The organism is Nocardia sp. GP40, from assembly GCF_050434125.1.
GTDB classification, from domain to species: domain Bacteria; phylum Actinomycetota; class Actinomycetes; order Mycobacteriales; family Mycobacteriaceae; genus Nocardia; species Nocardia albiluteola.
In genome coordinates this window covers 650,147-671,448 of record NZ_JBNPVW010000002.1, presented here as the reverse complement: position 1 = coordinate 671,448, position 21,302 = coordinate 650,147, and the positions used below count along the sequence as shown (strand labels likewise).

Below are 21,302 nucleotides of genomic sequence, written 5' to 3'. Positions count from 1 at the left end.
GACTATCGCAACGCCCAGCGCCTGCCCGATCTGGCGTCCGGTCGAGGCGATCGCGGAGGCGACCCCTGCCCGCTCGGCCGGCATGCCGGCCACCGCCGTCGCCGTGATCGGCGCGTTCAGCATGCCGAAGCCTAGGCCGAAGAGCACGAAGGACGCGATCAGCCGCCATCCGGGAGTCCCGCCCGCGAGATCGACCAGCAGCGCGGCGCCCGTCGCGATGCCGAAACCGCTGACCGTCAGGGGAATTCGCGGACCGAACCGAGCGGTCAGGCGGCCCGACAGCGGCGCCGCCAGGAACACCATGACCGCCACCGGCAGCAGGAACACCCCCGCCGCGGCGGCCGAGCGGCCGCGCGCGTCCTGCAGATAGAACGTCATCACCCACAGATAGCCTCCGGCGGCGGCCATTCCGATCAGCGCCATCAGCATCGCGCCGGAAAAACTCCGGCGGGCGAACAGCCGCGGATCGAACCACGCCGCCGACCTGCTGCTCACCGAGTTGGTGGCGCGGTTGCGAGAACGGTTTCCGGGCAGGCGAATTCAGGTCCGGCTCGGCCGCAGCGCCCGGCTGCGGGCCTCGATCGCCGAGAGCCGCATGGATATCGCGCTGGTGCTCGAGCGCCTGGGCCGCCGTCCGGACGAGCCGCACGCGCTGGCGACGCGGTGGGTCGCGGCGCAGTCCTGGGAGCTCCCGCCAGGCCCGGTACCGCTGGTGCTGCTGCGCGTCCACCTGCCCACATGAGCGAAGCGAATCAACAACACAGCGCGCATCCTCACGAGGTGATCGACACGAGTTCGTCGTCGGCCCGGCTGGGGGCGGGCAGCGGCGGCAGTGCGCGGGAGCCGCGCGGGGGCGCGTACACGAAGGCGTAGAAGAGGTACACCAGCAGCACCGCGCGTCCCCAGACGCCGAATTGCACCAGATGCCGGGCAAATTCGACCCCCGAGTCGGTGGCGAGGGCGTGAAAGTACCGGAAGATGCCTATCCCGACCGCGGCATCGGCCACCAGATACGCGACGACGGCCGCCCACGGCACCTCGAGCAGCACCAGGAAGGGCAACAGCCACAACGTGTACTGCGGGGAGTGCACCTTGTGGAAAAGCAGAAATCCGCACAGCATCGCGCCGCTCACACCGACCCACCCGAACAGCCCGCTGGCCTGGTAGCGCCGCCAGCCCAGCCAGATCGCGACCCCACCCACGGCCAGCACCAGCACCGGGGACAACATCGCCACCGACTCGGTGTAGGACTCCTGCGCGCCATGGCCCGCGCCGAACACGGCCCGAAATCCCCAGTACCAGACGGAATTCGTGGTGATGTCGGCCTGACGCGACTCCTGGAAGGAGAACGAGGCCCGCCATCCCCGGTACCCGGCCACGGCGAACGGCAGATTGATCGCCACCACCGTGACGATCGCGGCGCCGGCCACCGCCAGCGCACCCGGTACGTCATAACGCCGCGACGAGGCGCCGCGGCGGGCGTGCGCCAGGGCGTCGAGCCCGTCGCTGCCGCCCACCAGCACATGAATCAGCAACGGCAGCACGAAGATTCCCGGGTACAGCTTCAGGCAGCAGCCGATGCCGAGCAGCACGGCGGCGACCACGCCACGGGCCCGCACCGAGTACCGGGTCGGCACGGTGACCACATACACCGCCGTCACCGCGGTGCACACGACGGGCAACTCCCAGTTGTGGAAGGCGTACAGCACCAGCGGCGGCCCGCCCGCCCACAGCAGCGCCGCCCGACCCGAGAGCCGGCCCAGCATCCACGCCACGGCCAGCCCGAACGGGGCCAGCAGCAGCGCCGAATGCAGCAGGAACGCGGCGTCGGTGTGCGCACCCACCCCGCCGAGCCACATCAGCATCCCGGTGAGCACCGGATACTCCACCACGGAGCCGACCAGCTTCCCGGTCGGGGTGATGCCGCCGGTCAGGTAGGGAAACAGGTGCAGGTTGACACCCCGGCCCAGCCACAGGAACTGGATGTCGGAATAGCAGACCTGCGAATCCTTGATCCTGTCGAAGACGATGCTGCGGCCGCTCGGCTGGTAGGGCGCGCCCGCACAGCGCGCCTTGTTGAGATAGGCGAGCACCAGGGTCGCACCGCACACCAGCACCGCCGTCGCGGCGGCCGCCCTGCCCGGCCCGGGCAGGCGCACCCGCGTTCCCGGACCCTTCGACATGGGCCCCACCCTAGGTGCCCGGGACCGCCCGCGCCCGCATCGTCGTCCGTGCGCGTTCGCGGCGCCCCGAGCGCACCATCGATTTCACGACCGAATCGCTGGTCATGTAGCCTTGTCGGGTTGCTGACGCAACGACCCTCCTGCCACGGACCGTCCGTGGCCGTACCCAGTCCACAGGAGGTGATGGGTTCCCGTGCGTCATTACGAAGTGATGGTCATTCTCGATCCGAGCCTGGATGAGCGTGTCGTCGGTCCGAATCTGGACACCATGCTGAACGTCGTCAAGACCGAGGGCGGCAAGGTCGACAAGGTCGACATCTGGGGCCGGCGTCGTCTGGCCTATGAAATCGCCAAGCAGAACGAGGGCATCTACGCGGTCGTCAACCTGACCGCCGAGCCTGCCACCGTGAGCGAGCTCGACCGCCAGCTGGGGCTCAATGAGTCGGTTCTGCGCACCAAGGTGCTGCGCAGCGACAAGAAGTAGCTCCCTGTCCCCGCAACACTCGTTTGCGTCGGTGCCTGTCTCTAGGCTCTAGCGCAACAGGGCGAGTGTGCGCAATCTGCACCGGAGAGCAGGAGGAACCATGGCAGGCGACACGGTCATCACCGTCATCGGAAACTTGACGGCAGACCCCGAGCTTCGATTCACGCCCGCGGGCGCGGCGGTGGCCAACTTCACCGTCGCATCGACGCCCCGCGTGTTCGACCGTAATACCAATGAATGGAAAGACGGCGAGGCGCTTTTTCTGCGCTGCAACATCTGGCGTGAGGCTGCGGAGAATGTCGCGGAGAGCCTGACCCGCGGTTCCCGTGTGATCGTGAGCGGACGACTCAAGCAGCGCTCCTTCGAAACCCGCGAGGGCGAGAAGCGCACGGTCGTCGAGCTCGAGGTCGACGAGGTCGGCCCCTCGCTGCGCTATGCCACCGCGAAGGTCAACAAGACCACCCGCGGTGGTGGCGGCGGCGGAGGCTTCGGCGGCTCCGGTGGTGGTGGGGGCTTCGGCGGCTCCAACAGTGGTGGCGGTAGCCGCGGCGGCCAAAGCGCCGGCGGCGACGACCCCTGGGGCAGCGCCCCCGCGGCCGGCTCCTTCGGAGGCGGCCCGATGGACGACGAACCGCCGTTCTAGAACGGCTTACATAACGGGGCCACGTTGCGTGGCTCCCAGGCATGACGGAGAAGAAGACCATGGCCAAAGCACCGGCGCGCGAAAAGGTGCTGAAGAAGAAGGCTTGCGCTTTCTGCAAGGAGAGCAAGGCTGCTGCCAAGGACGGCAAGAACGTTGCCGCCATCGACTACAAAGACACGACGCTGCTGCGTAAGTACGTGAGCGACCGCGGCAAGATCCGCGCCCGCCGCGTCACCGGCAACTGCGTGCAGCACCAGCGCGACATCGCCATTGCGGTGAAGAACTCGCGCGAAGTGGCGCTGCTGCCGTACGTGTCTTTGGCTCGCTGAGAACGGGAGGCACACAATGAAGCTGATTCTGACTGCTGATGTCGACAACCTCGGTGCCCCCGGCGACACCGTGGAGGTCAAGGACGGCTACGGCCGTAACTATCTGCTCCCGCGCGGCCTGGCGATCGTTGCCACCCGTGGCGCGGAGAAGCAGGTCGCGGGCATCCGCCGGGCGCAGGACGCCCGCAAGGTGCGCGACCTCGATCACGCCAACGAGCTGAAGCAGGCCATCGAGGGCCTGGAGTCGGTCTCGCTCGCGGTGAAGACCGCGGGCACCGGCAAGCTGTTCGGCTCGGTCACCACCGCCGACATCGCGGGCGCCATCAAGGCCGCCGGCGGCCCGGTGCTGGACAAGCGCAGCATCGAACTGCCGAAGGCGCACATCAAGAGCACCGGCAAGCACGGTGTCGTGGTGCACCTGCACCCCGATGTCGCCGCCAAGTTCACCCTGCTGGTCGACGCCGCGGAGTGAACTCGCGCGCATAGCGTATGACGTTCGAAGGCCACCCTCGTGCCTGGGTACGGGGGTGGCCTTCGAATGCGCTCTGGGCTGTCACCACGCTAATTAGCTAACGATTTGCTTCACTCGGGTCGCGGACATAGACTCCGGCGCGGCAATCGCATCGTCTCGACCTCGGATGATTCGGGATCGAATGGGGATAACTTCACGAACCGACCGGTCGCACTGTGACCGCCGCCATAGTCGGTGCGAGCACTGTTAACCCAACACGCCCGGCTGTTCATCTCGGAAGACACGCCGAGGCTTGATTAATCCACAGGTGAGTAACGACAGAACCGCCGTCCTACCTTGCTATCGACGTAAGCTCCTGCACGTTTTCCCCATGCAATGCACAGGGGTTGCACAACGGCAGGTGAACTATCCCCAGTTTATCCACAACTGTGTGCACAGCACGGTTTGGTGCTCCCCAGCCCCGTCCCATAGGTTCATCCCGATGTCGTGACCCGGCGCCCGGATCGGCGCGATTTCGCGGGCCCCGCACCGTGCACCATCGGTTTGCTATGGTCCGCCCCGCGGCGTCGCACATCGCCCTCGCGGCACTGGTGCCCGCCGTCGCGGGGAGGTGAAAATGTGTCGGTGCCCAGGCGTACAAACGGGTCACCGATAGAGTGCAAGCCGGGCGTGATGAGAGAGGACGGTCGAGTCTCGTGGCAGTCGTCGATGATCGCGGACACTCGGAGTACGACGACACGCCAGGCGAGGATTTCGGCCGCCAGCCCCCGCACGACATGGCCGCCGAGCAGTCCGTCCTGGGCGGCATGCTGCTGAGCAAGGACGCCATCGCCGACGTCGTGGAGGTCATCCGCCCGGGCGACTTCTACCGTCCGGCCCATCAGGCCGTCTACGACGCCATCCTGGACCTGTACGGCCGCGGCGAGCCCGCCGACCCGGTGACCGTCTCCGCCACCCTGGACCGCCGGGGCGAGCTCAAGCGCATCGGCGGCCCGCCCTATCTGGTCACCCTGACCCAGACCGTCCCCACCGCGGCCAATGCCTCCTACTACGCGGAAATCGTTGCGGAGAAGGCGATCCTGCGCCGCCTGGTGGAGGCCGGCACCCGCATCGTGCAGTTCGGCTACGCCGGGGCCGACGGCCAAGACGTCGCGGAGGTCGTCGACCGCGCCCAGGCCGAGATCTACGAGGTCACCGAGCGCCGCTCGTCCGAGGACTTCCTGCCCCTGGAAGAACTTCTGCAACCGACGATGGACGAGATCGACTCCATCGCCAGCCGCGGCGGCATCTCCCTCGGCGTCCCCACCGGCTTCACCGAACTCGACGAAGTCACCAACGGCCTGCACCCCGGCCAGATGATCATCGTCGCGGCGCGTCCCGGTGTCGGCAAATCGACCCTCGGACTCGATTTCATGCGCAGTTGCTCGGTGAAGCACGGGCTGGCCAGCGTCATTTTCTCGCTGGAAATGAGCAAGACCGAGATTGTGATGCGTCTGCTGTCGGCGGAGGCGAAGATCAAGCTCGGCGACATGCGCTCGGGGCGGATGAGCGACGACGACTGGACGAAGCTAGCGCGGCGGATGAGCGAGATCAGCGAGGCGCCGCTGTTCGTGGACGATTCGCCGAACCTGACGATGATGGAGATCCGGGCCAAGGCGCGCCGGCTCAAGCAGCGTCACGATCTGCGGCTGGTCGTGGTCGACTACCTCCAGCTGATGACGTCCGGCAAGAAGGTCGAATCCCGTCAGCAGGAGGTCTCGGAATTCTCCCGAAGCCTCAAACTTCTGGCCAAGGAACTAGAGGTTCCGGTAGTCGCGATCTCACAGCTGAACCGTGGCCCAGAACAGCGAACCGATAAGCGCCCCATGGTCTCTGACCTGCGTGAATCTGGATCGCTGGAGCAGGATGCGGATATGGTGATCCTGCTGCACCGGCCCGATGCGTTCGAGCGGGATGATCCACGCGGCGGCGAGGCGGACCTCATTCTCGGTAAACACCGAAATGGGCCCACCGCGACGATTACCGTGGCGCACCAGCTGCATCTGAGCCGCTTCGTCGACATGGCGCGCGGCTGATATCTTGTCGCGCCGACGGCACCGCCCATGGCGGTTGCCGAGATCGAAGCCGCCTGCCCGCGAATTACTTTCGCTCGATGGGCCTCGTGACCGAACGAGCATTCTTGGGGCCGGTGCCGACGGTCGCCGTGGCACGGGGCACGAGACACGAGGCACGGGGCACGAGGGTCTGCGCCGTGCGTTGGCCCCGCCGATAGCCCCAGAAGGGGAGCGCCGCCGGACGACCATAGGCTGAGAGATCTGGCGGCGCCCGGTTCTCCGCTCCGCCCGGCCTGGCGCTCAGGTCGGGCGAAGGCCTTCCCGCGCTTTACATTTCACCCCGCCCACGCCACCCACGGCGCCCGCTCCGAGAATGCAGCCGCCGACCGCGGCGAGCGGTGTGACCGGAGGGACGACCGCCGACAACGCGCCGCCGGTGACAGCGCCGATCGGGCAGCCGATTACCGCGCCGCCCACGCCGCCGACCATGGCTCCCACGCCCGTGGCCAGGCCGAACTGCATGGCGACTCGGCCGGAAGGAGTGTCGATGCCTTCGGGGGCGTAGCGAAATCCCGCTGCCCGAAGACCGTTCGGCCCGTTACGTCCTTGACCTGCAACGCATTGCCCTGGGTGGTGAGCGTCCCGATCGGAGTCGACAGCACCGCGGAGCGATCGTCGGTGTTTCCGGTGTACCGCACACCCGGGGCGAGCCATACATTCACGGTGTTCTGGTCCGCGGCGGGCGGCGTGACGGGAGTCGCCGCGTTCGCCGAGCCCGCGGCGATGACGGTGGCGGCGGCCGCGGACAGCGCGGCGATGCAGACGGCAGAGGTCATCTTCCTCATGACAATTCCTCCTCGATAGATGTAGGTGCACCTCGAAATAGGGGGCGCTGGGCGTCATCCGGGACTGGTGACACGGTCGGGAGATCACTTGCCGAGGTGGGCGAGGACCTCGTCGGTGGTCCCGGTCTCCCCGAGCTTGGGGAAGATCCGCGCGATCGAGTTGTCGTGCGTCGCGGCGTCAAGGTCGGTCATGGCGTCGATCGGCAGCGCCACGTGGAAGCCGTGCTCGTGGGCCTGACGGGCGGTGGACTCGACGCCGATGGCGGTCGAGATTCCGCAGACCACGACCTGGGTTACCCCGAGTTCCCGAAGGTGTTCGGCCAGGTCGGTGTTGTGGAACGCGCCCCAGGTGTACTTGGTGACCGTCTTGTCGCCGGGCTGCTGGTCGAGTTCCGGGAGCAGGTCCGTCCAGTCGACGGGCAGGTCTCCGGCCCGAAAGCCCTGTTCGGTGCGGCCCGGGGCGCCGCCGGCGACATTGACCAGCACGACGGGGAGTTGTTCGGCCCGGAATGCGTCAGCGAGCTTGGCCGCGTTGGCCAGGACCGAGTCGAACGGGTGCACCGTAGGCATGTGGACGGCGGCGGACTGGAGATCGACGACAATGAGAGCCGCGCGGGGGTCGATAGTGGTGATGGGCATGGGTATCTCCTTCATCAATGGGGGTCGAGCGATTGCTGTCACGCGGGCCGCAGAGTGCGGTCGGCCAGTGTGAGTGCCACCAGCAGGACGCTGGCGGCCGTCATGATCCAGCCGGTCTGGTGGACGCCGTGATCGGTGACGTTGTGATGGAAGACCAGGCCCGTGACCGCGCTGGCGCCGATCGAGCCGACGTATCCGAAGGTGCGCAGCAGCCCGGACGCGGTGCCCAGCTGATCGACGGGTGCGTGCTGGGTGAGCGAGGTCTGGTTGCCGGCGGTGGAAAAGCCGATGGCGAGACCGAACACGAGGGTCACGATGACCACGACGCCGATCCAGACGGTGGCGCCGAGCAGCAGCACGCCGGCCGATCCGAGCAGGCAGGCGGTGGCCGCCGCCATGACCGGTCCCCGGACGAGTCCGCGCCGGGACAGCGGCGTGATGATGAGACCCGAGATCAGGGTCATCGGCAATAGCAGCAGCCCGGCGGCGGACTCGCTGAAGCCTCGCACGCCCTCGATCCACTGGGTGATGCCGTACAGGACGACGTAGACGCACAACTGGGTCAGGCCGAAGCGCAGATAGGTGTTGGCGAGTCCGGGGTTGGCGGCCAGGAGCCGCACGTCGAGGAAAGGGGTCCGCGCCCGCAGCTCCCATGGCACCAGCACCGCCCACAGGGCCAGGGACAGTGCCAGGACCCACCAGTGCGCGCTCGGCAGGCCGAACAGGAAGATCAGCAGCGTCAGCACGGCTCCGGCGAAGCCGAGGATGCCGGGTACGTCGAGCTTCGACACGATCCGGCGCGCGCTCATCGGTTCGGCGCGCTTCGGGTCGGGTTCGATCCACGCGACCGCGGCGATGAACGCGATGACCGCGACAGGCACGTTGACGAAGAAGACGGCTCTCCAGGTCAGGGCGCTCACGAGGACGCCGCCGAGGGGAAGGCCGAGCGAGGCGGTGGCGATCCCGGCGATCATGAGTCCACCCAGGACGCCGCCCGGCGGCTTGGCCAGGCCGGCATCGCGCGCACGGCGTTGGATCAGCAGCATTGCGGTCGGGTAGGCGCACGAGGTGCCCAATCCGATGACGACCCGGCTCAGGATCAGCATCCACAGGCTCTGCGCGAAGCCGCCGAGGACCCCGCCGAGGGCGACCATGACGATGCCGGACATGAAGATTCGCCGGGGCCCGAACACCTCGGCGGCCTTGCCCGCGGTGGGCAGGGCGATCGTGCTGGCCAGATACAGGGCGGCCACCAGGGCCGCGGTCCGGCCGATCCGGATGCCCAGATCACCGGCGATCGGCAGCAGCGCCGTCGCGATGAGTGAGCTGTTGACGGGGTTCAGAGCCGAGCCCAGGAACAGCGGCGAGGTGAAGCGCCAGGAGAAAGGGTGGCCGTCGTATGACATTGCGTGCCTCAATCATTCGCGGTCGAAGCCGCGCCTCATCTACCCCGCACGCTCGGCATGGGGGCTGATATGGGTTTCGGGGTCAGAGCCCTCGGGCGAGCCGTTCGAGCAGCGGAGCCGCAGCCGCCAGCAGGGCTACCTCGTCGTCGGTGAACGACTCGCCGAGCGCGACCGCCATGCGACCCGACACCGCGTCACGGGTGACGTGCAGGGTGTCACTGCCGGCCGCGCTGACCGTCAGCAGCGACCGCCGACCGTCCTTGGGGTCGGGCGACCGGGTCACCAGACCGTGCTCCTCCAGGGACGCGACGGTCGAGCCCATCGCCTGTGGGGTGATCTGATGCAGGCGGGCGAGGTCGGCGATCGTGATCGGGCCGCTGCGGTCGATGTGCGACAGCGCGGTCAGCTCCGGGGTCGTCAACTGCCCGTCCGTATGGGTCTCGCGGGTGCGCCGCTTGAGCATTCCGACCGCAACCTGGATCGCGGTGGCAGTCGAGCGGTTCAGGGCATCACGAGCGTCCATGAATAGAAGTCTAGACTGACAATCTCAACGTTGCCAGTCTGGACTTCCTAATTGCGGCCCGGGCGGACCTGCGGGCTTCGCAGCGGTCCGCAGCACGGTCGCGCGACGAGCTCGAATCCGGCAACATCGGCATCGATGACATACACACTCGCCGACGTCCTGCCGTCGGTCGCGGCGTCCTTCGGTATGGATGTGCACAACTCTCTGGGGTTCGTGCCCAACCGCGATGTCGTGGTGCTGGTGATCGATGGGCTGGGTGCGGAACTGCTGGCGCGGCACCCGGAGGTCGCGCCGACCCTGACCGCACACGTCACGGGCAGGCTGACCGCGGGATTTCCGGCGACGACCGCGACCAGCCTCAGCAGCCTCGCCCTGGGTGCGCCCTGTGCGACGCACGGCATCGTCGGCTACAGCTTCGCGATGCCGGACCCGGCTGGGCTCCGGTTACTCAATGCGCTGCGCTGGCGACTGGACGCCGCGACCGGCCAGGACGCCCGCGAGAGGTATCTTCCGGAAACGGTGCAGCCGGGCGCGAGTCGCCTGGAAGACCTTGCCGCGCACGGAATCCAGGTGCACTACGTCATTCCCGAGTACCAGTACCGCTCCGGTCTGAGCCGGGCCTCCTTCCGCGCGGCGGGCACGCTGCATCCGGCCACCACACTCGATGAACTGCGGGCTGGAATCCTTTCCGTCGCAGGCCATTCCGGCGCGGGGTCGCGATTCGCCTACGCGTATTTCCCCGACCTCGATGCGACCGGCCACCTGCACGGACCCGAATCACCGCAGTGGCTGGCGGCGCTGCACGATATCGACTCGTCGGTGGCCGATCTGCTGAGTGAACTTCCGGCGACGTGCACGCTGCTCATCACCGGCGATCACGGAATGATCCTGGCGGACAACATCATCGACCTCGATTCCCGGGACGCGTTACAGCGCGACATGCGGCTCATCGGCGGCGAGGCGCGGGTACGTCACGTCTACCTCGAGCGCGCCGATGCGGTGGCGGATGCGCTGGCCCGGTGGGCCGGCGAGCTGGCCACGCACGCGCGGGTAGTGAGCCGGGAGCAGGCGCTCGATGAGCACTGGTTCGGGCCGACCCCGCCCAGCGCCGTCATCGCCCATCGAATCGGCGACCTCATCGCGGTCGCGCAGGACCGCACCGTTCTCGTTCGCCCGGGCCCCGAACCGATGGAGTCGGCATTGCTCGGTCACCACGGCGCGTGGACCGCCGACGAACAGCTGGTGCCACTCATCGCCCGCTGACCTGCGAGGCCCGGATTCACGGGTGACCGGCATCGATCCGGCCGGCCCGGATCGTCGCGGCGGCGCGGGCTCGGGCAGAGTGGATTCGTGACGCTCATTTCCCAGTTCGAGTATCAGTCGAGGGCCGCCGACGCACTGGGCTCGTCGTTGTATGCGATCCTCCTGGCCGAGATCGCGCGGGATATCGAGGCCGCCGGGCCATGCGCCCGGGCGGTGGCCGGTTTCGAGGACTCCCACCGCGATTCCGCGCTACCCCTGCGGTTCGTGGCCGCGGTGCACGCGCTGGTGCTGTCCGGCAAGGTTCCGGAACTCGCGCGCTACTATCCGAGTGCCGGGCCGGAGGCCGACCCACCCGATGCCGGGCTCTGGCCGGCGTTCCGCGAAGTCGTTGCGGCACAGACCGAATGGATAGCCACCTGGCTCGACGCCCCACCGCGCGCGCCGCAGACGAACGATGTCGGCCGGGCCGTGCCGCTGCTGGCCGGACTGCTGGCCGCGGTGGATGCGACTCCGCTGCCGATTCGCCTGCTGGAGCTGGGCAGCAGCGCGGGGCTGAACCTGCGTGCGGACCAGTTCCGCTGGCACACCGGCGATCTCGACTGGGGACCGCGCGAGTCGCCGGTCGTTCTCGGCGACGCCTGGCGGGAGCCGGTGCCGCCGTGGCTGGTGTCCGCGGTGCGCGGGCATCCCACGGTGCGCGTCGTCGAGCGGCGGGGTTGCGATCTCGCGCCCATCGATCCGCTCTCGCCGCACGGGGCGCTGGCGCTGCGTTCATATGTCTGGCCGGATCAGATCGAGCGGATGACGCGGCTGGACGGCGCGCTGCGGCTGGCCGAGCGGGTTCCGGCCGAGGTGATCACCTCGGGCGCGGCGGAATTCCTCGCGGGCATAGATCTGGTGCCCGGGGCACTGACAATCGTGTGGCATTCGGTCATGCGCCAGTACGTCGACCCGAAGGAGTGGCAGCTGGTGGCCGCCGAGTTGGACCGGCTGGCCGACGCCAGCGGACCCGATGCGGGATTCGCCCATATCGCGTTCGAACCACAGCTGACTCGCGACGATCGCAACGGATTCCGCCTCACCGCCAGAATCGGCAAGACCCCCGAGACGGTACTGGCGCGAGCCAAGCCCCATGGCATTCCGGCGTTCGTCCGATCCGAGGACCAGTGACCGGTGGCGGTGAACCACGGCATCGCCGGACCACGCTCGGCTCACCACGGGCATGACTCGTTGCGGTTAGGCCGGGGCGGGAACCTCGGCGGCCCGCGCGAACAGGTGCCCCCACGCGGTGTGCGCGACGGCGGCGGGGCCGGGGGCGACGGCGGGAGCATCCGCGCCGGCCAGTTCGACCAGGGCGCGGGCCAGGCCCAGCGCGGGCACCCGGTGCTGGTGGGCGGTGTCGAGGATTTCGGCGAACGCGTCGGCGGGGCTGTAGCGGCGTAGCGCGACCAGGACGCCCTCGGCGGTATCGAGCATGCGGGCGTCGTTGCGGTGGAAGGTCTCGATGGCGGGCTTGGTCATGATCTCTCCTGTGAACTCGGAAGAATCAGCCGCCGCAGGCGATTTCGGCCGCGCGGGGCTGAGGGCTGGTGGATTGTCGAGCCGGACTCGGATACGGACTGGCGTCGGACGTCATACGGTGTCCCTCACCTCCTCGGGGCCGAAGTCATTGTTGCCGGGAACGGCGAAATTCGCCGCTGCCGGATGCCAGGACAGGGAAGGACGCATCGCAACGGAGCGAGGCGGGCACCCCTCTCGTCAGAGCTTCGGCACTGCGCGACGTATCCCGGAGCCGGGAAGCCACTTGGGATCGCTCCTTAATCCGGGGCGACCTGTCCTGATCTTGGGCGTCTCTCGACGTCGTGAGATCAGTGGCCTGTGTTCACACAGGAGCCTCGCCTAGCGAGGTGCTGACCCCAGCCATCCTGGCGGCGACCACGCCGGAAGTCAAGAAGGAGACATCGGCGTGTTATGCAGTCGAGACCCGTTGCGAATCAGGCACTTTCGCATGGAAAGAGCCGATGCGCGCGCGGCGGGGTTGTCGGTGGTGGCGATTAGGCTGGCGGCGTGCAGAAATCCAGCGCCGTCGAACACCCCGATACCCGTGCCACCAGGGACGCCTACGACGAGTGGGCGGAGGTGTACACCGAGCGGACGGCGGGCCTGCTGCCCAGCGAGCCGTTCGACCGGGCGATGCTGGGCGTGTTCGCGGAGCTGGTCCGGGCCGACGGCGGCGGTCCGGTGGCCGATGTCGGATGCGGTCCGGGCCGGCTCACCCCGTACCTCGCCGACCTCGGCCTGGACGTCTTCGGAATCGACCTGTCCCCGGAGATGATCCGGCTCGCCCGCGCGGCACGGCCCGACCTGCGCTACGAGGTGGGCACGATGGAGACCCTGGCGCTGGAGGACGCCGCGCTGAGCGGACTCATGGCCTGGTACAGCATCATTCATCTGCCGCCGGAGCGAGTGCCCGGCGCGCTGACCGAATTCGCGCGGGTGCTGCGGCCGGGCGGGCGGCTGCTGCTGGCCTTCCAGTCCACCGACGAGGAGCTGGATATGCAACCGCACGATCACCGGGTCGCCCCGTCCTATCGGTGGTCGCTGCGCCGGATGGAGGAATTGCTGCGGCCGTGCGGGTTCCGCACCGTGACGCGGATGCTGCGGGACCGCGAGCCCGACGAGATCTACGGGGCCGGCTACCTGATCGCGACCCGAACCGACGGCGCGGGCGCCCCGGGGTAATCGACGGAGCACCTGTGAGGCCGGCGCCAACGAACTGTCCGGCCCCGCGACCGATCTGCCGTCCTGGGCCCGGCACGCCTCTTCCTCGCCCGAACCGGGCGGGCCCGCCGCGATTTCGTGATATCCAGGGCAGATGCGTACCCGATACGACGTGGTCATCGTCGGTGGCGGTCACAACGGCCTGGTCGCCGCGGCCTATCTGGCGCGCGCCGGGCGCTCGGTGCTGGTGCTCGAGCGCGGGGCGCACACCGGCGGCGCGGCGGTCTCCGAGCGGGTGTTCGCCGGGTTCGACGCGCGCCTGTCGCGATACTCGTATCTGGTGAGCCTGCTGCCGCGGCAGATCGTGGACGATCTGGGGCTGCGGTTCACGACCCGCCGCCGCCGAATCTCCTCGTACACGCCGGTGGGCGGGCGCGGGCTGCTGGTAGATACCCAGGATGCCGCCCGCACCCGGGAAAGCTTCGTCCGGATGACCGGCTCGGACGCGGACTTCGAGGCGTGGCAGCGCTTCTACGGCGCGACCGGACGCCTGGCGCAGCGGGTCTTCCCCACGCTCACGCAACCGGTGCCGCGCCGCGCCGAACTCGAGCGCATCGTCGACGACGCCGAGACCTGGGCGGCGATCTTCGAGCGCCCACTGGGGGAGACGATCGAATCCACCTTCGCCGACGACACGGTGCGCGGCGTGGTGTTCACCGACGCGCTCATCGGCACCTTCACCCACGCCCACGACCCGTCGTTGCGCCAGAACCGCTGCTTTCTCTATCACGTGATCGGCGGGGGCACCGGCGACTGGGACGTGCCCGTCGGGGGCATGGGCGCCCTCACCGATGCGCTGGCCGCGGCGGCGCGCGGCGCGGGGGCGGAGATCGTCGTCGATCACGCGGTCACCGGCATCGAAACCGACGGCGGCACAGCGGAAGTGGCGTTCACGGGCGGCACGGTCGCGGCGGGACACGTGCTGGTGAACGCCGCGCCGCACGAGCTGTCCCGCCTGCTCGGCGAGCCCGAGGCGACCGGCCCCGAGGGCTCCCAGCTCAAGGTGAACATGCTGCTTAACCGGCTGCCGCGGCTGCGCGACACGGTCGATCCGCGCGAGGCCTTCGCGGGCACCTTCCATACCGCCGAGGGCTATGCGCAGCTGGATGCCGCCTACCGCGAGGCCGCGGCCGGAACGCCGCCGACGGCCCCGCCCTCGGAGATCTACTGCCACACCCTCACCGATCCGTCCATCCTGGCCCCCGATCTGGCCGCCCGCGGCATGCACACCCTGACGCTGTTCGGATTGCACACTCCGGCAGGGCTTTTCGCGCAGGACCACGATCGTGTCAAGCGCCGGTTGCTCGATGCGACGCTGGCCCAGCTGGATTCCGTACTGGCCGAACCGATCCGCGACTGCCTGGCCGTGGACGCCGACGGCCGACCCTGCCTGGAGGCGAGAACCCCGCTGGACCTCGAGGACGAGGTCGGCCTGCCGGGTGGCCACATCTTCCACGGGGATCTGAGCTTTCCGTACCGCACCGACGACGATCCTTCCCCTGCCGCCCGGTGGGGCGTGGAGACGGAGCATTCGAACGTATTCCGCTGTGGCGCAGGCGCTTTGCGCGGCGGCGGCGTCAGCGGTATCGGCGGGCACAACGCCGCGATGGCGGTGCTGGAGATCGCCTGAACACGGCGACTCAGCGCGGCATCGCCCGAATCACCAAGGTGCGCAACGGCAGATCGAACTCTCCGGCGGCCGTCTCGGGAATCCCCCGCAGGTACTCGGTGATGCGCCCCAGGAGCTCCGCACGCTCGCGCGGCGACACCACCAGCGTGTGCGAGTGGGTTCCGATGGTGGCGGTGAGACTTTCGACGGTGCGACGCTGGCCGTGCGGAAAATCGGAGCGCTCGAACTCCTCGAACAGCGGATGGGACGGCATGCCCCGGTCGGTGCGAGTCTGGAACGAGACGCCCGAGCGCGAGACCCGGTCCAGCTCGGCGACCCACTCCACGTCGACGGCATGGGTGTTCCAGAATGCCGCGAGGACGCCGCCGGGCCGCAGGACCCGGGCGATCTCCGGGAACGCGCGCTCGGAATCGAACCAGTGCAGGGCCTGCCCGACGAGCACCGCGTCCACCGAATCATCGGGCAGCGGAATGGATTCCGCGGTACCGGCCAGGGCGGTGAGGCCGGGATACCGCGCCGCGAACGCGGCGCGCATTCCGTCGTCCGGCTCCACGGCGGTGACCCGGGCACCGACGGCGAGCGCACCCGCGGTGAGCTTGCCGGTGCCGGCGCCCAGATCCAGCACCTCGGGGTCCGGCTTACCCAGCGGCTCGAGCGCCCAACGGATGCCCGCGAGCGGATAGTCGGGCCGGTGCTCGTCGTAGGCGGCGGCCTCGGCGCCGAACGAGGCGGCACGCCGCGCCCGCAATTCGGTGTCCTCCACGGACCATTCGTTCGCACTCGTCACGCGCCATTCCCTCCGCCTCGACACAACGCGACGACCGGCCGGCGCCGGATCATCGCTCATCCGCCGTCGATGCTACTGAGATCGGGCGCCCGGATACGCGGGCAGCGACTGGTCGTCGTCCCGCGCGGCATTCTTCCTGTTGGTCATCACGCCCACGTCGGGCATCCGCTCGAGCAGGAGGCGGCGCATGGAGATCCGCGGTATTTCGTCCTGGCCCTGGTGCGCCCAGGCCGCCGCGATCGAGAGCCGGATCAGGCGGCGCGCGACGTAGAACAGCAGCGCGGCCAGCGGCAGCTCGCCCGCCCCGGCGGTCAGCAGCGAGACGGGCAGATCGGGCGTGTTCCAGTCCAGCACGATGTCGAACCAGGCGTCGCAGCACAGCAGCGTCGCGGTGACGATCGCCCAGGGGATGAAGATCCGGCGGTGCAGCCAGGCCCACAGGGCCGTCATACCGATGGAACCGATCACGAAGAAATCGAATCCGACCCACGCGACGTCCCACTGGGTCACCTCGTGGCGCGAGGGCAGGCTGGTCGCCAGGTAGACGACCCAGGGGATCAGGAACACGAAACTGCCGGTCACCACGGCCAGAAACATCCATCGCAGGTGCCTGGCGGCGGGGTGGCTGGGGGTCAGTGTGAGCGCCATGCCCTACCTCCCGGTGATCTCGCTGTCTCTGGGGCCGATCCGGTGTTGCTGCTGATCGACTACCAACCGGTAATGGGAGCAACCGGTGCGGTGGCCGGATTAATTCCGATCGTCGGGCGGATGAACGTCACACCACCGGTCAGGACTGGTTCATCGACCGGTCGACGTGGGGGGCCAGCGTCTCCGCGGACCAGGTGAGGGTTCCGGCATCGAGGTCGGCCACCACCCCGTCCAGCCACCGCAGCTCAGCCTCGGTGACCGCGCGCAAGTATTCGTCCTCGAGCATAACGACCCGCGGCAGCGCGAACTGCTCGGCCTGTTCGGCATCCACGGCCATCTCCGCGAGCTCGGCGCGCAGCGCGTCCGCGCGCCGGCGCAGCTCCACGGCCGCGGCATCGGGGCCCAGCAGCATCAGGAACGACAGCGCGGCCGGGAACTCCGGGTACTCGTTGCGCGGGTGGCCCACCATCTCGGCCAGCCAGCCGGCGACGGCCGCGCGCCCGGCATCGGTGATCTCGTAGACGGTGCGCTCGGGGTATTGCTGATCGCGTCCCGTCTCGCGGACCGCCACCAGTCCCGCCTCCTGCAGCCGGGCGATGGTCTTGTACAGCGCGGCGCGCTGGCCGACGTTGACCACCTTGTCCTTGCCCCACTCCTTGATGCGGCGCTGGATGGCGTACGGGTGCATCGGCTCGAGATGCAGGATGCCGAGCAGTGCCATCGCGAGCGCGGAGCGCTTGAACTGGGTCGATGTGGTCACATCACCATTCTACTAGGTGCCCCAAGACTAGATTTTCAAAATCTAGTTGCAATGGAACTAGTCCTTGTGCAACTATAGAGGGGCAGGCGAACCCGCCCCTTCCACACAGGAGTCACCATGAACACCGCCACCCCCGTTCGCATCCACGTCGACCACGAGGCCACCAAGCGCCTGGGCGATTGGACCTCGGAGAAGCAGTTCGACATCACCGCCCGCTGGGGCTTCGTGGTCCTGGACCTGCGCTCGCCGCTCATCGAGGGCGACGAGGACATCGAGGTCAACGTCAATCTCGACCACGGCACCATCAAGCTGCTCGTGCCGGACGACGCGGTCATCGACCAGACCGGACTGCAGTGGACCGGCCGCGGCCGGGTCAAGGACTTCGCGCGGCCGAACGACGCGGCGGGCCGGGTCATCCGGCTCACCGGCACCTGCACCAGCAGCGAATTCCGGGTACACCGGGCCGGCGTCGCGGTTCTGTCGGCGCTGTTCTCCCGCGAGTTCTTCGAGGATGCGCGACGCGCCCGGCGCGAGGGCCGCACCCCGACCCTCATCGATCCGGCCAACGCGCCGCGGTAATCACCCGATCGGAATCGCTGAGCGGCAACTCAGCGGCCGCGACACGTCCTCCCCGGCAACGGCGCCGGGGAGACAGCGACGTCAGGGCGATCATCGCGGCACCGATACGGCATCGGCACCACGCTTAGGTCGTCCCGGGACGCTCGTTCCGGCGAGCGTGGCGTTCCGCGACTCAGCCGAAGCTCGGCCGGGTGACACTGTGCTGGGTGACCCGATAGGTCCCCAGCAGCACCCCGTTGTCCAGCATCTCGGACTCGGCGAGCGCGAGGGTCGCCTCGGCCCGCACGGGGTTGAACAGCCGCAGGCCCGCACCGAGCAGCACCGGGTAGCGCACCAGCCGATACTCGTCGACCAATTCGGCCTCGCGCAGGAAGTTCACCAGCGAACCGCTCCCGAAGACCAGCAGATTCCGCTCGGCGCGCAGCTTCGCGATGCCCGCGGCGAGATCGCCTTCGATGCGATGCGCATTCCACGCCAGCTCGGTGGCGGTCGTGGTCGCCACGTACTTGGGCATGGAGTTCATCTTGTCCTTGTACGCGCCCTCCTCGGGATGCCCCGGCGGCGAACATCTCGTAGGTCGCCCGGCCCAGCAGCAGCGCATCGGCCTCCTCGAGCTCCGTGGACTTGTAGGCCGCGATCCGGTCGGTCCAGAACGGCGCGGTCCAGGCCGGATTCTCGATCACATCGTCGAGCGAAACGAATTCTGCGACAACGATCTTCCCCATAGTGTCCTCACTTCTGCGCGCTCTGCCGCCGGGTTGCCGACGGCGCCGTATGCCCGTTCCGACGAGACGGCGCACCGAAATTCATCGCCCACCCGACCGCCGGGCCGTTTCGATAGCCATCAAGTTGCCGATTACCCTACGAGCATCGCCGCGGCGGCGCAGCCCGGGCGCGACGGATCGGGCCGCCGGAAAGAACGCCGAACGCCCCCACTCAACGCACGACGGGTAGCGCCGAACCCGGCTCGGCCATCCACAGCAGCCAGTGCGGCACGATGAGCGCGGCGAACTCGTCGTATCCGGTCGCACCGGGGTGATAGCCGTCGGCCTCGCGGCACGCCCGCATCCAGGCGGCGTTCTGCCGCAGCGGCTGGTGCACCCGCACGTAGGGAACGCCTTGCGCCGCACAGACTTCGGTGAACCTCGCATCCAATGCCTCGATGCGGGCGTTGTGTTCGTCGTCGATGTTCGGGGGCGGTGCGACAACGAGTGCGGCCCAGCCCCGTTCGGCGGCGCGCTCGAGCATCGCGGTCAGATTCGCGACCGAATCCGCCCCGGACACCCGAATTCGGCTGTCCTCGATGAGCGTGTCGTTGACGCCGAAGGAAAACACCACGCGCGCATCGGTATCCGCCGGCAGCCGCAGCGCGCACTCGGACTCCCAGCGGGCGGCGATATCCGCCGAGGTCTGCCGCCGTATGCCCAGGTTGTAGTACGTCACCGGGCGTCCGGCCGCGCCGGAGCGCACCGCGAGCCGCCCCGGCCACCCCAGGTACTGCCCATCGCCCACGCCGGCGACCAGCGAATCACCCACGAAACAGACTCGGACATCTTGGATCACCGTGCGATGTTTTCACGACCGGCAGCGCGGCTTGCGCAAGGGCAGCAAAAAATTATCCGGTGCGGGGCGAAATGTGCTCACCCACCATCCCCCCTACCGGCCGATACCCATAGGATTCACGTGGTTTGTCCGGGAGGGAGCACGTATGGGAACGGAAACACCGCTGCCGCGGTGGTTCACCGGTCTGCTGGCACATCGCCGCTGGATCCGCAGGACCGAGCCGTTTCCGCACGTCTACGTGCGCGAGGTGTTCACGCGCCCGTTCTACGACCGGCTGGCCGCGGAATTCGAGCGGGTGCGGCTCGAGCAGCCCGAACTCTTCGAGCCGGTCGGGGAGGGTTCCGGCGCGACGGGGGTGAATCTGGCCCGGGTGCGCAACGGCCCGCTGGAGCTGTTCCTGTCCCGGGCCTGGCACGACCTGATCGCCCGGCTGGTGGGCGCGCAGGACGCGGTCACCGGCGACATCGAGGGCGCACTGCACCATCACGCGCCCGCCGGCCCGCGCGACCTCCCGCGGCACGATCTGACGCGGGCATGGTTTGCGGGCCCGGCCCCGGCACCCGACGCGGTGGGCCTGGCCGGTGCGGACGCGAACCCCGGGATCGGGCCCGGCGACGACGAGCGCGAACTGGTGCGCGCGGTGGCGGTGCTGTTCTATCTCGGCAACGACGAGTGGCGCCCGGGCAGCGGCGGGGAGACCGCGCTGCTGTCCGCGGCCGACCCGAGCCGGCCGCAATCCGCGGTACACGTTCCGCCGCTGAACAATTCGATGGTCGTCTTCGAATGCACCCCGCGGTCCTGGCATACGTTCGCGGGCGGCAACACCACCGCCCGCAACAGTGTGGTGATGTGGCTGTATCAGACGCGTGAACAGGCGGAATTCCGCTGGGGAGGTGCCGCAATTGGCGACCGATGAGCAGCGCCGGGTCGTCCTGCTGACCGGGGCCGGGGGCACGCTGGGCAATGCGTTCTGCCAGGCCTACTACCGGCAGTACGACATCGTCGCGGTGTGCCGCGGCCGGGTACCCGCGGTGCCGTCGCAACGGGAGTGGTTCGTCGATCCGCTCGCACCGCAGGATCCGTTGCCCGAGAACGACTCCCGGATCTTCGTGATCCACTCCGACCTGACCCGCGAGGGTGAGGTGGAGCGCGTGGTGGAGCTGGCGCTGGCGAAATACGGTGCGGTGGACCTGCTGGTGAACAACGCGGCCTACGCTCGGCACACCCCGTACGGCACGGTCGACGGGGATGCCGCGCTCGAGGAGTTCGAACCGCATTTCGCGCTGAATGTCGGTGTACCGCTGCGGCTGTCGACACGACTGGCGCAACAGTGCTGGCTGCGAGACGATCTCGGCAATCGCGCCCGCAACCGCAATATCGTGAATGTGTCCTGCGCGGCGGGCTCCGGTGTGCGTCCCGGCGGGCAGGCGCTGTACGGCGCATCCAAGGCCGCGCTGGACCAGCTGACCCGGTACCAGGCCGCCGAATTCGCCGCATTCGGGGTGCGCGTGAATGCCGTCGCGCCCGATGCCTTCCCCGCCACCGTGCCCACGCCGCAGGTCGTCACGGCCATCGCCGAACTCGACGTCGGGGACATGACCGGCGGCGTCTTCGGCGTGGGCACACCGGAGACCGCCACCCCCGAACCGGCCGCCGGACGCCACGGGAGATGATGCCCACTACGTTCGAATGATGTCCGCTACCGACCGGCGG

24 protein-coding genes, 1 pseudogene and 1 riboswitch are annotated in these 21,302 nt (G+C 68.7%); of the genes and pseudogenes, 13 read left to right on the top strand and 12 right to left on the bottom strand.

Annotated features, from left to right (window positions below):
• Positions 1–24: 24 nt before the first annotated feature.
• A pseudogene (locus ABH933_RS07680) lies at positions 25–534 on the bottom strand (MFS transporter); the annotation flags it as partial.
• Here ABH933_RS07680 and ABH933_RS07675 point away from each other — a divergent pair.
• Positions 512–742, top strand: a complete 231-nt coding sequence (locus ABH933_RS07675) for a hypothetical protein (RefSeq protein WP_429418669.1) — start codon at positions 512–514, stop codon at positions 740–742. The pseudogene ABH933_RS07680 and the gene ABH933_RS07675 overlap by 23 nt on opposite strands.
• Before the next feature lie 31 nt (positions 743–773).
• On the opposite strand, the gene ABH933_RS07670 is transcribed toward ABH933_RS07675, so the two are convergent.
• Positions 774–2,183 carry a hypothetical protein gene (locus tag ABH933_RS07670; RefSeq protein ID WP_429418667.1) on the bottom strand — a complete coding sequence of 470 codons (1,410 nt, stop codon included), beginning with the start codon at positions 2,181–2,183 and terminating at the stop codon, positions 774–776.
• 193 nt (positions 2,184–2,376) lie between these two features.
• On the opposite strand from ABH933_RS07670, the gene rpsF reads away from it, so the two are divergent.
• The 5 genes from rpsF (at position 2,377) to dnaB (ending at position 6,186) form a co-directional block, all read left to right on the top strand.
• Complete coding sequence (gene rpsF, locus ABH933_RS07665) at positions 2,377–2,667, top strand: 30S ribosomal protein S6 (protein ID WP_429418665.1); 291 nt, start codon at positions 2,377–2,379, stop codon at positions 2,665–2,667.
• A gap of 100 nt (positions 2,668–2,767) precedes the next feature.
• Positions 2,768–3,310, top strand: a complete 543-nt coding sequence (locus ABH933_RS07660; RefSeq protein WP_215914885.1) for a single-stranded DNA-binding protein — start codon at positions 2,768–2,770, stop codon at positions 3,308–3,310.
• A gap of 59 nt (positions 3,311–3,369) precedes the next feature.
• Positions 3,370–3,639 (top strand): 30S ribosomal protein S18, encoded by a 270-nt coding sequence (gene rpsR, locus ABH933_RS07655; protein WP_215915825.1) that lies wholly within the window; start codon positions 3,370–3,372, stop codon positions 3,637–3,639.
• 16 nt (positions 3,640–3,655) lie between these two features.
• Entirely contained in the window at positions 3,656–4,111 is a 456-nt protein-coding gene (rplI, locus tag ABH933_RS07650) for a 50S ribosomal protein L9 (RefSeq protein WP_215914886.1), read from the top strand.
• Between the two features lie 695 nt (positions 4,112–4,806).
• Positions 4,807–6,186 carry a replicative DNA helicase gene (dnaB, locus tag ABH933_RS07645; RefSeq protein WP_215914887.1) on the top strand — a complete coding sequence of 460 codons (1,380 nt, stop codon included), beginning with the start codon at positions 4,807–4,809 and terminating at the stop codon, positions 6,184–6,186.
• 440 nt (positions 6,187–6,626) lie between these two features.
• On the opposite strand, the gene ABH933_RS07640 is transcribed toward dnaB, so the two are convergent.
• The 4 genes from ABH933_RS07640 to ABH933_RS07625 form a co-directional block, all read right to left on the bottom strand.
• The gene (locus ABH933_RS07640; RefSeq protein WP_429418662.1) at positions 6,627–7,010 is read right to left on the bottom strand and encodes a hypothetical protein; all 384 of its coding nucleotides are present in this window, start codon (positions 7,008–7,010) and stop codon (positions 6,627–6,629) included.
• Between the two features lie 84 nt (positions 7,011–7,094).
• The gene (locus tag ABH933_RS07635; RefSeq protein WP_429455014.1) at positions 7,095–7,649 is read right to left on the bottom strand and encodes an isochorismatase family cysteine hydrolase; all 555 of its coding nucleotides are present in this window, start codon (positions 7,647–7,649) and stop codon (positions 7,095–7,097) included.
• Positions 7,650–7,687: 38 nt separating this feature from the next.
• A complete protein-coding gene (locus tag ABH933_RS07630) occupies positions 7,688–9,055 on the bottom strand; it encodes an MFS transporter (protein ID WP_429418658.1) in 1,368 nt (455 codons plus the stop codon).
• A gap of 82 nt (positions 9,056–9,137) precedes the next feature.
• On the bottom strand, positions 9,138–9,578 hold the full coding sequence (locus tag ABH933_RS07625) for a MarR family winged helix-turn-helix transcriptional regulator (protein ID WP_429418656.1): 441 nt from the start codon (positions 9,576–9,578) through the stop codon (positions 9,138–9,140).
• A 135-nt stretch (positions 9,579–9,713) separates the two neighbouring features.
• Between ABH933_RS07625 and ABH933_RS07620 the strand changes: the two genes are divergently transcribed.
• Entirely contained in the window at positions 9,714–10,841 is a 1,128-nt protein-coding gene (locus ABH933_RS07620) for an alkaline phosphatase family protein (protein WP_429418655.1), read from the top strand.
• A gap of 87 nt (positions 10,842–10,928) precedes the next feature.
• Positions 10,929–12,011 (top strand): DUF2332 domain-containing protein, encoded by a 1,083-nt coding sequence (locus ABH933_RS07615; RefSeq protein ID WP_429418653.1) that lies wholly within the window; start codon positions 10,929–10,931, stop codon positions 12,009–12,011.
• A 66-nt stretch (positions 12,012–12,077) separates the two neighbouring features.
• Here ABH933_RS07615 and ABH933_RS07610 read toward each other — a convergent pair whose 3' ends face one another.
• The gene (locus tag ABH933_RS07610; protein ID WP_215914894.1) at positions 12,078–12,362 is read right to left on the bottom strand and encodes an ANTAR domain-containing protein; all 285 of its coding nucleotides are present in this window, start codon (positions 12,360–12,362) and stop codon (positions 12,078–12,080) included.
• A 222-nt stretch (positions 12,363–12,584) separates the two neighbouring features.
• A riboswitch (M-box (ykoK) riboswitch) is annotated at positions 12,585–12,755 on the bottom strand.
• 153 nt (positions 12,756–12,908) lie between these two features.
• Here ABH933_RS07610 and ABH933_RS07605 point away from each other — a divergent pair.
• Positions 12,909–13,583 carry a class I SAM-dependent methyltransferase gene (locus ABH933_RS07605; RefSeq protein ID WP_429418650.1) on the top strand — a complete coding sequence of 225 codons (675 nt, stop codon included), beginning with the start codon at positions 12,909–12,911 and terminating at the stop codon, positions 13,581–13,583.
• Positions 13,584–13,716: 133 nt separating this feature from the next.
• On the top strand, positions 13,717–15,252 hold the full coding sequence (locus ABH933_RS07600; protein WP_429418648.1) for a phytoene desaturase family protein: 1,536 nt from the start codon (positions 13,717–13,719) through the stop codon (positions 15,250–15,252).
• 10 nt (positions 15,253–15,262) lie between these two features.
• Here the strand turns inward: ABH933_RS07600 and ABH933_RS07595 are convergent, their stop codons facing one another.
• From ABH933_RS07595 to ABH933_RS07585, 3 genes are all read right to left on the bottom strand, one after another.
• Positions 15,263–16,039: a class I SAM-dependent methyltransferase gene (locus ABH933_RS07595; protein ID WP_429418646.1), complete on the bottom strand. Its 777-nt coding sequence runs from the start codon at positions 16,037–16,039 to the stop codon at positions 15,263–15,265.
• Positions 16,040–16,111: 72 nt separating this feature from the next.
• Positions 16,112–16,687 carry a hypothetical protein gene (locus ABH933_RS07590; RefSeq protein WP_215914897.1) on the bottom strand — a complete coding sequence of 192 codons (576 nt, stop codon included), beginning with the start codon at positions 16,685–16,687 and terminating at the stop codon, positions 16,112–16,114.
• A 139-nt stretch (positions 16,688–16,826) separates the two neighbouring features.
• Entirely contained in the window at positions 16,827–17,447 is a 621-nt protein-coding gene (locus tag ABH933_RS07585) for a PadR family transcriptional regulator (RefSeq protein WP_429418644.1), read from the bottom strand.
• A gap of 117 nt (positions 17,448–17,564) precedes the next feature.
• On the opposite strand from ABH933_RS07585, the gene ABH933_RS07580 reads away from it, so the two are divergent.
• On the top strand, positions 17,565–18,026 hold the full coding sequence (locus ABH933_RS07580; RefSeq protein WP_429418642.1) for a hypothetical protein: 462 nt from the start codon (positions 17,565–17,567) through the stop codon (positions 18,024–18,026).
• A 172-nt stretch (positions 18,027–18,198) separates the two neighbouring features.
• Here the strand turns inward: ABH933_RS07580 and ABH933_RS07575 are convergent, their stop codons facing one another.
• Together ABH933_RS07575 and ABH933_RS07570 are read right to left on the bottom strand one after the other, a co-directional pair.
• A complete protein-coding gene (locus ABH933_RS07575) occupies positions 18,199–18,549 on the bottom strand; it encodes a dihydrofolate reductase family protein (protein ID WP_429418640.1) in 351 nt (116 codons plus the stop codon).
• A 413-nt stretch (positions 18,550–18,962) separates the two neighbouring features.
• Positions 18,963–19,589 (bottom strand): GDSL-type esterase/lipase family protein, encoded by a 627-nt coding sequence (locus ABH933_RS07570; RefSeq protein ID WP_429418638.1) that lies wholly within the window; start codon positions 19,587–19,589, stop codon positions 18,963–18,965.
• A gap of 145 nt (positions 19,590–19,734) precedes the next feature.
• On the opposite strand from ABH933_RS07570, the gene ABH933_RS07565 reads away from it, so the two are divergent.
• The gene (locus tag ABH933_RS07565) at positions 19,735–20,505 is read left to right on the top strand and encodes a 2OG-Fe(II) oxygenase family protein (RefSeq protein ID WP_429418636.1); all 771 of its coding nucleotides are present in this window, start codon (positions 19,735–19,737) and stop codon (positions 20,503–20,505) included.
• On the top strand, positions 20,492–21,262 hold the full coding sequence (locus ABH933_RS07560; RefSeq protein WP_429418634.1) for an SDR family NAD(P)-dependent oxidoreductase: 771 nt from the start codon (positions 20,492–20,494) through the stop codon (positions 21,260–21,262). Before ABH933_RS07565 ends, ABH933_RS07560 begins: the two co-directional genes overlap by 14 nt.
• Positions 21,263–21,302: the final 40 nt, after the last annotated feature.

Bases quoted from the DNA above. Each gene is read 5' to 3' on its own strand.
- ABH933_RS07670 (WP_429418667.1), bottom strand. From the start codon at position 2,183: ATGTCGAAGGGTCCGGGAACGCGGGTGCGCCTGCCCGGGCCGGGCAGG.
- ABH933_RS07660 (WP_215914885.1), top strand. From the start codon at position 2,768: ATGGCAGGCGACACGGTCATCACCGTCATCGGAAACTTGACGGCAGAC.
- rpsR (WP_215915825.1), top strand. From the start codon at position 3,370: ATGGCCAAAGCACCGGCGCGCGAAAAGGTGCTGAAGAAGAAGGCTTGC.
- rplI (WP_215914886.1), top strand. From the start codon at position 3,656: ATGAAGCTGATTCTGACTGCTGATGTCGACAACCTCGGTGCCCCCGGC.
- ABH933_RS07640 (WP_429418662.1), bottom strand. From the start codon at position 7,010: ATGAGGAAGATGACCTCTGCCGTCTGCATCGCCGCGCTGTCCGCGGCC.
- ABH933_RS07635 (WP_429455014.1), bottom strand. From the start codon at position 7,649: ATGCCCATCACCACTATCGACCCCCGCGCGGCTCTCATTGTCGTCGAT.
- ABH933_RS07630 (WP_429418658.1), bottom strand. From the start codon at position 9,055: ATGTCATACGACGGCCACCCTTTCTCCTGGCGCTTCACCTCGCCGCTG.
- ABH933_RS07625 (WP_429418656.1), bottom strand. From the start codon at position 9,578: ATGGACGCTCGTGATGCCCTGAACCGCTCGACTGCCACCGCGATCCAG.
- ABH933_RS07620 (WP_429418655.1), top strand. From the start codon at position 9,714: ATGACATACACACTCGCCGACGTCCTGCCGTCGGTCGCGGCGTCCTTC.
- ABH933_RS07610 (WP_215914894.1), bottom strand. From the start codon at position 12,362: ATGACCAAGCCCGCCATCGAGACCTTCCACCGCAACGACGCCCGCATG.
- ABH933_RS07600 (WP_429418648.1), top strand. From the start codon at position 13,717: ATGCGTACCCGATACGACGTGGTCATCGTCGGTGGCGGTCACAACGGC.
- ABH933_RS07590 (WP_215914897.1), bottom strand. From the start codon at position 16,687: ATGGCGCTCACACTGACCCCCAGCCACCCCGCCGCCAGGCACCTGCGA.
- ABH933_RS07580 (WP_429418642.1), top strand. From the start codon at position 17,565: ATGAACACCGCCACCCCCGTTCGCATCCACGTCGACCACGAGGCCACC.
- ABH933_RS07575 (WP_429418640.1), bottom strand. From the start codon at position 18,549: ATGAACTCCATGCCCAAGTACGTGGCGACCACGACCGCCACCGAGCTG.
- ABH933_RS07565 (WP_429418636.1), top strand. From the start codon at position 19,735: ATGGGAACGGAAACACCGCTGCCGCGGTGGTTCACCGGTCTGCTGGCA.